The following is an 8,676-nucleotide window of genomic DNA, read 5'->3' on the forward strand; positions in this document are numbered from 1 at the left end:
CGGGGGGACAGTACCCGTGCGCGAGCTGGGCGAACCACGGGTTGAGGGTGGAGTCGGGCGGCGCGGGCGGAGGCCCTTCATCCACGGCCTCCTCGGCGTCCGCGGCCTCCACGTCGAGCGAGTCCGCGTCGTGGACCTCGTCGGCGGCGATCTCCTCCGCCTCGTCCAGCGCCGCGCTGGCGTTGGCGGGCGTGTTCCCGGCGTCGTCGTCCAGGGACTGGGCCTCGTCGGCGGCGATCTCCTCCGGCTCGTCGTCGGGTGACACGGAGGGCTTCAGCACGGGCGGCGTGGGGATCAGCCGGGGCGGTCCCTGGCGCGGAACAGGCGGCGGCGCGGCGGCGCGGGGCGGCAGCTGCGGCGGGCGGTCCGCATCGGAGACGGAGCCTCCGCGGATGGGCGGCTTGTCGGACTCCGCGAGCACCGGAGGGCGGGAGGCGGGCCGGCCTGGATCCGCGGCGAGGCCGCCACGGATGGGCGGTTTGTCCGTGTCGGCCATGGGAGAGTGAGTGGGGAAGAGACGCGGGGGTTCGGAGGGAGCGGAGTCCTGCGGCCGCTGTGCACGGCCGGCGCCCGTGCTTCGCGCCCCGGTCAGCAACGAGCGCATGGGCACGATGGGCGTGGGCGCGGGGGCCTCTTCCTCCTCACGCATGACCCCGGCCCGGCGCACGACGGGCGTGGGCGCGCGCTCGTCGTCCTCCGTGAGGGAGGTGGGACGGCGCACGATGGGCGTGGCCGCGGGAGGTTCGTCTTCCGGCAGGGGCCGACGCACGACGGGCGTGGGCGCGGGGGCCTCATCCTCGGAGGCGGGCCTGCGCACGACGGGCGTGGGCGCGGGGGCCTCATCCTCGGAGGCGGGCCTGCGCACGACGGGCGTGGGGGCCGGCGTGCTCGTGTCGTCTTCGTCCACTTCCACCGGCCGGCGCACCACCGCCGTCGCTCCGGAGGAGCCATCCTCGGAGGCTCGGGACTCCTCGTCCGAATCCCCGGCGTCGTCCCCGCTGACCTCCTTCAAGCCGAGGGCCTTCACCAGCGGACTCGTCACCATCTCCGTGGGCGGAGGCGGCTCCGCGCCACGGCCTCCCAGCGGTTCCGGCTCCGGGTCCTTCGCGGGGGCGGAGGGGAGCGTCGTCTTCGCGGTGTCGTCGGTCGTCTTGGCCGCGGGCTCCGGAGGCGGAGTGGCTTCCCTGCTCGCGGGGGCCGGAGCGGCCATGGCGGACTCGCGCAGCGGCAGGCCCATGACCATGGGCACTTCGTCCGGCCGCATGTCCGGCTCGGTCTTGACCAGCCGGGTGTCCATCCCGTCGTCCAGGGCCATGCCCATCACCACGGGCGCGTCCTCCGCGCCATCCTTCGCGGGGGGCGGGTCGGCTTCGTCGGACCCGGCCTGGGCGGCGGGCTTCGCGGGCGGCTTGGGCGCTGGCGCGGGCTGGGACGCCTCCGGCATGCCCAGGCTCGCGAGCCGGTTCGTGGGCGTGCCCGTCATCGTGACGTCGGGCGGCTCGCTGGCGGCTTCGACCGGGATGTGGCCGCGCTTCTCCAGCAGCGAGTCGTAGAGGTCCAGCAGCTGGCCCCGGATGAGGCCCGCGTCCAGCACCTTCTCCGCGAACGCGCGCCCGGCCTTGCCCAGCGCCACGCGGCGGGGCACGTCGCGCGCCAGGTCCAGGATGCGCTCGGAGAGGGCGCGGGCGTCGCCCGGAGGGAAGAAGATGGCCGCGTCCTTCGGAATCAGCTCGCGGGTGACGGGCAGGTCCGCGGCGATGACCGGCCGGCCGGCGGCCAGGTATTCAGAGACCTTGGCCAGCGGTCCGCCCTGGAGCCGGTTGCGCTCCGAATCGTCCAGCGGCAGCACGCCCACGTCCGCCAGCGCCAGCACCTTGACCAGGTCGTCGTGCGCGACGGGCGGCTGGAAGTCGACCTTCTCCTTGATGCCCAGGTCGTTGACCAGGTCCTCCAGGTGGGGCTTCCAGTCCGGATGGTGCGCACCCACCAGCGTCAGGCGCACGTCCACCTGCTGGGCCGCGAGCGCGGTGGCGCGCAAGAGGGTGGGCAGGCCCTGCCAACCCACGTGGCTGCCCAGGTACATCATTCTAAGGGGCGAACCGTCCGGGGCGCCGAGCACCTCCGGGTCGTACGGCTTCAGGTCCACGGGCGCGCGAATCGTGCGCAGCTGGTCCTCCGCCGCGCCCAGCCCCTGGATGAACGCGCGCGTCGTCTGCGAGCCGGTGACGACGAGGTCCGCGTTCATCAGGCAGAACAGCTCCTGGCGGCGGATCTTCGACAGGAAGCGGCGGTCGCCGTCCGTCTGGGGATGGGTGTAGCGCAGCTCCTGGGACGGGAACGTCTGCGCCTCATAGATGAGGCGGTAGCCGTAGTCCGCCTTCAGCTCGCACAGCGCGTACCCGCCGAAGGGGTCCGTGAAGTGGGCGAGGGCGTAGTCCTCGCTTTCGAGCTGGCGGCGCACGGCCCGTTCAAAGGACTGGATGCGCGACGCCAGGTCCCCGGAGCCTACCGGGACGCGGAGCAGCCGGGCGCCCTGGTACTTCTCGATATGGGAGTGGTCGGGCGTCTTCGCCGACAGCACCACCACGGAGAAGCGATCAGGCAACGCCTTCAGATACTCGGTCAGTCGGCGTGAGGAGCCAGACGGGCCGGGGATGACGTCAAAGCTGCACAGGAGAAGTCTGGGCAGGTCGCTCAAGCGGTCGCAGGATACTTGGACCGGGGTGAGGTGTCATCGGGCGTGACGGATGAAGAAGGGGGTCGGCGGAACAACACATCCCGTGACGGATGCGTTGACCCCCTGTATGCCGCGTCATAACGAGGCGAGGTGTCCATGGATGAGCGGAAGGGCGTCACCGTGAGCTACCTGCGGCAGCTGGCCCGGAAATACCTCCGGGAGGGAGCTGGCGCGTCCCGCGGGCGGGAGCTGGTCACCTCGCTGGCCGAGCGCATTCCCGCCCTGGGGCGGCTCGCGCGCATGGCCGGCCTGACGACGTCCCGGCGCGGCTCGGGTGACGTGGGCGGCGAGGAGCGGGCCCTGGATTCCGGCCCGGCGGATTCCCGCTCCGCCAAGGGCCCGACGTCCGAGTCCGTGCCCCTGCCTCCCCCCGAAAGCACCGCCGCGCCGCAGGCACGAGAACTTTCCGAGGAGCCCATCACGGAGCCCAGCGGCGGCCCCAAGACGCGGCCCGCGCGCGTGGTGACGTTCCCCGCCCGAGTGAAGGATCGCCGCGACCCGGACGACGAGGACACGGTGCCCCTGGCGCCGGAAGCACCCACGCCGCGCCCGTCGAGCTCTCCCAAGGGGGACCTGCCCGCCGCCGCGAAGCCCGCGCCCGCGAGCGAGCCGCCGCATGCCGCCGAGCCCCTGGTGGAGGGGTTCTTCGTGACGAAGATGGCGGGGGAGAAGGAGGCGCGCCGCCATCACCTTCTGGAGGAGCAGGCGCCGCGCCTTCCTCCGGCGGACGCGTCGCCCGAGCGGAACGAGCACCTGGCCATGCTGCCCCTGGACTACCAGGACGACGCGATGGTGCTGCTCGCGAGGGATCCACACACGCTCTTCGTCTTCTGGGACTTCAGTGACGCGAGCCGGAGCCGGGCGCTGGACGACCTGCCGGCGCCGCGCGCGGTGATGAAGGTGTTCGATGGCGAGGGCGTGTCGCGCGAGGTGGACTTCGCGCTGGAGTCGCGCAGCTTCTATCTGCAGGGCATGACGCCCGGGCGCACGTACCGGGTGGAGGCGCACTTCGTCGGTTCGGATGGGCGGTCGCGCCGCATTGGACATTCGTCCAATCGGGCCACGCTGCCGCCCGCGGGGCCGTCGGCGGACACGTCCATCCGGTTCCTGCGCATGCCGCCTCCGCCGGTGGTGGACCGGTCGCGCGAAGCCGTCCCCACGGCGGCGTCCACGCGAGTCCCTCGGCTGGAGGAGCGCGAATACGTCACGTGGCGCCGGGTGCAGTTGCCGGGGAGCGCCGGAGTGGTGGACGTGCCGGAGGTCCACCGCGAGCGCACCGTGGCCTATGTCGATGCGCCGCGCGTCGCCGGAGCTTCGGACCAGCGCTACGCGGAAGAGACGTATCTGGAGAGCGCGCCGCGCGCGCCGGGGGCGTCGGACCAGCAGTATGCGCGCGTGGGGGAGGCGACGCTCGGTGAGGGCGCGGTGCTGGCCCCGTCTCGCGCTCCCGGGGCGTCGGATCAGCGCTATCTGGCCGTGGAGCTGGCTCCGGGCGCTTCGGACCAGCGCTACGACGTGGCGTCTCCGTATCTGGAAGTCCCGCGCGCACCGGGTGCTTCGGATCAGAGGTACGGTGGAGACGTGGTGGGCACTCCGTACCTGGAGGTGCCGCGCGCGCCGGCCGCTTCGGATCAGCGGTACGGGCAGGCGCTGCTGCCGGGCGGTGTTTCGGAGTACCGCTATCTGGAGGTGCCGCGTGCACCCGGAGCTTCGGACCAGCGGTACGTGGCGGGAGGGCAGGGGACTGTAGGGGTGCCACGTGCGCCGGGGACTGCGGACCAGCAGTACTTGAGCGTGCCTCGTGCTGCGGGCGCTTCGGATCAGCGGTATCTGACCGTGCCTCGCGCGGCTGGGGCTTCGGACCAGCAGTACTTGAGCGTGCCTCGTGCCGCAGGGGCTTCGGACCAACGCCATCTGTCCGTGGATCGCGCGACGGGCGCGTCGGACCAGCAGTACCTCACCGTGCCACGTGCAGCGGGCGCTTCGGATCAGCGCTACCTGTCCGTGGATCGCGCCACGGGTGCGTCGGATCAGCAATACCTGATGGTGCCTCGGGCGGCAGGGGCTTCGGATCAGCGCAACCTCTCCGCGGATCGCGCTACGGGTGAGTCGGATCAGCCCGGTGCGTCGCGTGCTGCCGGGGGCTCGGATGCCTGGTCCCCGGAGTCACCGCGTTCACGGGGGGACGTGCTCGAAGCGCGGGACCTCTCGTCTACGCGTCCCGCCGCGACATCGGCTCCGGTGGAGGCCGAGGGTTCGTTCCCCTCGGGTCCATCAGCACAGGAAGCAGCCTCCACGGATTCGTGGCGGCCCACGGAGCCCGAGCCTCCCACGGACCCGTGGGCCTTGAGCGTGTCGCGGGGGCCGTCCGCGTCCGAACAGCGTGCCCTCGACAGGGCCCGTGAGGCCGCCGAGACCTCGCGACGGGCCGCACCGGCCGCTGTGCCCGCGAGCCCCTCGCCCGCGAAGGTGGAAGGCCCCGCGGCTCCGAGCCCTGCCTCCACGAAGGCCGAGGCTCCGAGCACTCCGCCCGCGAAGGCGGACGCCGTGAAGTCCCCACCCGCCGCGCCTCCGAAGGCGGCCCAGAAACCACCGGAGCCCAAGCCCTCGGGCTCCAAGTCCTCCGCCAAGTCCCGGCCCTCGCGCCGTGGACGGAAGTGAACCCGCACGGCCTCTCCGACCGACCTATGAGCCTGGGCTCCCTCGCGCTGGTCCTTCACGCGCACCTGCCGTTCGTCCGCCACCCCGAGTACGAAGACTTCCTCGAAGAGGACTGGCTCTACGAAGCCATCTCCGAGACGTACCTGCCGCTGCTTCGTGTGTTCGACAGGCTGGTCGAGGACCGCGTCCCCTTCCGGGTGACGATGACACTCTCGCCCACGCTCGTGTCGATGCTCAACGACGACCTGCTGCGGGAGCGCTATGCCCGGCGGCTGGATTCGCTCTGCGAGCTGGGCGCCCGCGAGGTGCACCGCACCCGGGACGACCCCACCTTCCACCCGCTGGCCGTCTTCCACCGCGACCACTTCGAATCGCTGCGGCTCGCGTACCACAACCACTACCGGCGCGACCTGGTGGCCGCGTTCCGCAGGCTCCAGGACTCCGGCCACCTGGACATCCTCACCTGCAACGCGACCCACGGCTTCCTGCCGCTCATGCAGCAGACGCCGGAGGCCGTGCGCGCGCAGGTGACGGTGGCGGCGAACCACTACCGCCAGAACTTCGGCCGCGACCCCGCCGGCATCTGGCTGGCCGAGTGCGGCTACTACCCGGGCCTGGAGCGCATCCTCTCCGCCGAGCGCATCCGCTACTTCTTCGCGGACACGCACGCGCTCACGGACGCCACGCCCCGCCCGCTGCACGGCCCCTACGCGCCCATCTTCACCGAGCCCGGCGTGGCCGCCTTCGCGCGCGACCCGGAGAGCAGCCAGCAGGTCTGGAGCACCGAGCACGGCTACCCCGGTGACCCCGTCTACCGCGAGTTCTACCGGGACATCGGCTGGGACCTGGACCTGGACTACATCCGGCCCTTCATCCAGCCCACCGGCGACCGCAAGAACACCGGCTTCAAGTACTTCCGCATCACCGGCAAGACGAACGACAAGCAGCCCTACGACCCGGCCGCCGCCCGCGAGCGCGCCTGGGTCCACGCGGGCAACTTCCTCTTCAACCGCGAGCGCCAGTTCGAATACCTCGCGTCGCGCATGGGCGGCCGCAAGCCCGTGGTCGTCGCGCCCTATGACGCGGAGCTCTTCGGCCACTGGTGGTTCGAGGGTCCCCACTTCATCGACGCCCTCATCCGCCAGGCCGCGCGCAACCCCAGCCGCTTCACGCTCATCAGCCCGCTGGACGACCTGCGCGAGCACCCGGAGAACCAGGTGGCCACGCCGCCCCTGTCCTCCTGGGGTGCGGGCGGCTACGCGAACATGTGGCTGGATGGGACGAACGACTGGATCTACCGGCACTTGAACCACGCCGCGCGGCAGATGGTGGAGCTGGCCCGCGACTTCCCGGACGCGCCGTCCCTCAAGCGCCGGGCGCTGAACCAGGCCGCGCGCGAGCTGCTGCTGGCGCAGGCCTCCGACTGGGCCTTCATCATGAAGACCGGCACCATGGTGGACTACGCCGTGCGCCGCACGAAGGAGCACCTGCAGCGCTTCCTGCGCCTGCACGACCAGGTGCGGGCTGGAACCGTCGACGAGTCGTGGCTGTCCCATGTCGAAGGCCGCAACAACCTGTTCCCCGAGCTGGACTACCGCGTCTACCGGCCCGGTTGAGCGGTCCGGGAACAGGCGGCCGGGCTGGGGGTTCACCTTCCGTCACCGGACATTGTCGTTCCGGTTGCGGGGCTTCGTTTCCGCTTTAGGTTGAGGAAATCCATGACCCACACGCTCCCTCTGTTCCGTCGCAAGCTCGTGGCCGCCGTGCTGGTGCTGGCATCACCCACGCTCGCCCTCGCGCAGGCTCCTGCTCCCAAGCCGCCCGCGCCCCAGACGCAGCCGGCGGTCACCGGTCAGGCCGGCAACCTCCAGCCCGCCACGCGTGAGGCCCAGTCGCTGGCCTCGCTGGCGCCCCTGGTGGAGTCGGTGAAGTCCGCCGTGGTGAACGTGGACGTGCAGGCCCGTCCGGAAGTGCCCGAGGGCATGGAGAACAACCCGCTCTTCGACCGGTTCTTCGGAGGCAACGGGCGGGGCCGCGGCGGACGCAGCGAGCGCGAGCAGATCCGCCAGGGCGCCGGGTCCGGCTTCATCATCGACCCCAAGGGCCTGGTGCTCACCAACAACCACGTCATCGAGGACGCGGTCACCATCACCATCCGCCTGGACGACGGCCGTTCGTTCACGGGCGAGGTGGTGGGCCGCGACCCGCTCACCGACGTGGCAGTGGTGAAGATCAAGGAGAAGGTGGATCAGCTCCCCTCCGTGAAGCTGGGGGACTCCGACGCCGTGCGCGTGGGCGACTGGGTGCTGGCCATCGGCAACCCGTTCGGCCTGGCCTCCAGCGTGAGCGTGGGCATCCTGTCCGCGCGCGCCCGTGAAATCGGCGCCAGCGTCTACGACGACTTCCTGCAGACGGACGCGGCCATCAACCCCGGCAACTCCGGCGGCCCGCTCTTCAACATGAAGGGCGAGGTGGTGGGCATCAACACCGCCATCGTCGGCGGCGGCACGGGCATCGGCTTCTCCGTGCCCAGCAACCTCATCAAGGCGCTGCTGCCGCAGCTGGAGAAGGAGGGCTCCGTCACGCGCGGCTGGCTGGGCGTGGGCATCCAGCCCCTCACGCGTGAGCTGGGCCAGGCGCTGAAGCTGTCGGTGAGCGAGGGCGCCATCCTCACGCAGATCACCCCCGACTCCCCGGCGGCGAAGGCCGGGCTCAAGCCGGACGACGTGGTGGTGGCCGTGGACGGCAAGCAGGTGCGCTCCGACAGCGAGCTCACCCGCACCGTGGCGCTCAAGAAGCCCAACTCCGTCGCGACGCTGACCCTCTACCGCGACGGCAAGAAGCAGGACGTCAAGGTGACGATGGGCACCCGGCCGGACCTGGAGGGCCTGTCCAAGAAGAAGCCGGGGGCCACCGACGAGCAGGACAGCTCGCGCCGCGTGGGCGTGTCCCTGCAGGACCTGGATGCCCGCACGGCGTCCCAGGCGGGCTTCACCGAGCGCGCCGGAGCGCTGATCACCGACATCGTCCCGGGCTCGCCCGCGGACCGCGCGCAGCTGACGCCGGGCATGCTGGTGGTGGAGGCGAACAAGAAGCCCATCGCGAGCGCGAAGGAGCTGGCCGCGGCCATCCGCGCCGCGCCCAAGGGCAGCACGCTGCTGCTGCGCGTGGCCGGTCCCGGCGGCGGACGCCTGCTGCGCGCGCTGACCGTGCCTTGAGCTGGGGATGAGCGTCAACTACGTCTCGTTGGGTGACAGCACGGCGGTGGGGGTGGGGGC

At 71.7% G+C, this 8,676-nt stretch carries 4 protein-coding genes; 3 read left to right on the forward strand and 1 reads right to left on the reverse strand.

The genetic code is table 11. The features are described from left to right. Positions 1-2,605 (reverse strand): glycosyltransferase family 4 protein (locus D7Y21_RS38440; protein ID WP_233612457.1); only part of this gene is annotated, 2,605 nt, incomplete at its 3' end. 228 nt (positions 2,606-2,833) lie between these two features. Here D7Y21_RS38440 and D7Y21_RS38445 point away from each other — a divergent pair. The 3 genes from D7Y21_RS38445 (at position 2,834) to D7Y21_RS38455 (ending at position 8,616) form a co-directional block, all read left to right on the forward strand. Then, positions 2,834-5,398 (forward strand): DUF4912 domain-containing protein, encoded by a 2,565-nt coding sequence (locus D7Y21_RS38445; RefSeq protein ID WP_147469502.1) that lies wholly within the window; start codon positions 2,834-2,836, stop codon positions 5,396-5,398. Between the two features lie 26 nt (positions 5,399-5,424). After that, positions 5,425-7,014, forward strand: a complete 1,590-nt coding sequence (locus D7Y21_RS38450; protein WP_121718359.1) for a glycoside hydrolase family 57 protein — start codon at positions 5,425-5,427, stop codon at positions 7,012-7,014. Between the two features lie 102 nt (positions 7,015-7,116). Then, on the forward strand, positions 7,117-8,616 hold the full coding sequence (locus D7Y21_RS38455) for a trypsin-like peptidase domain-containing protein (protein ID WP_121718360.1): 1,500 nt from the start codon (positions 7,117-7,119) through the stop codon (positions 8,614-8,616). Positions 8,617-8,676 lie beyond the last annotated feature (60 nt).

It is taken from the genome of Corallococcus sp. AB045 (genome assembly GCF_003668895.1).
Taxonomy (GTDB): domain Bacteria; phylum Myxococcota; class Myxococcia; order Myxococcales; family Myxococcaceae; genus Corallococcus; species Corallococcus coralloides.

Coding starts and splice junctions, on each gene's coding strand:
- D7Y21_RS38445 (WP_147469502.1), top strand. CDS start 2,834: ATGGATGAGCGGAAGGGCGTCACCGTGAGCTACCTGCGGCAGCTGGCC.
- D7Y21_RS38450 (WP_121718359.1), top strand. CDS start 5,425: ATGAGCCTGGGCTCCCTCGCGCTGGTCCTTCACGCGCACCTGCCGTTC.
- D7Y21_RS38455 (WP_121718360.1), top strand. CDS start 7,117: ATGACCCACACGCTCCCTCTGTTCCGTCGCAAGCTCGTGGCCGCCGTG.